At 43.9% G+C, this 228-nt stretch carries 1 protein-coding gene; it reads left to right on the forward strand.

All coding sequences use genetic code 11. The features are described 5' to 3' along the window. On the forward strand, positions 1-228 hold a 228-nt coding region (locus HMPREF1865_RS09605), incomplete at both ends, for a hypothetical protein (protein ID WP_196484513.1).

A 228-nucleotide genomic window follows, 5' to 3' on the forward strand; every position in this document is an offset into this window, starting at 1 on the left:
TGTTATGGGCGGCCAAACAGTGACTAATGCAGGCGGAGATAATGAAACCGGTAATTATGTAACAGGTTTAGATAATAAGACTTGGAATCCGGATAAAATTGTATCCGGTCGTGCTGCCACAGAAGATCAAGTGAAAGATGCTATAGCGGCTCAAACGGCTACGGGCCTTAAGTTTGATGCCAATGTGGGTGGTGTGAAAACTAATAAATTAGGCTCCACTGTGCTTGT

Source organism: Veillonella parvula (assembly GCF_001553335.1).
GTDB classification, from domain to species: domain Bacteria; phylum Bacillota; class Negativicutes; order Veillonellales; family Veillonellaceae; genus Veillonella; species Veillonella parvula_S.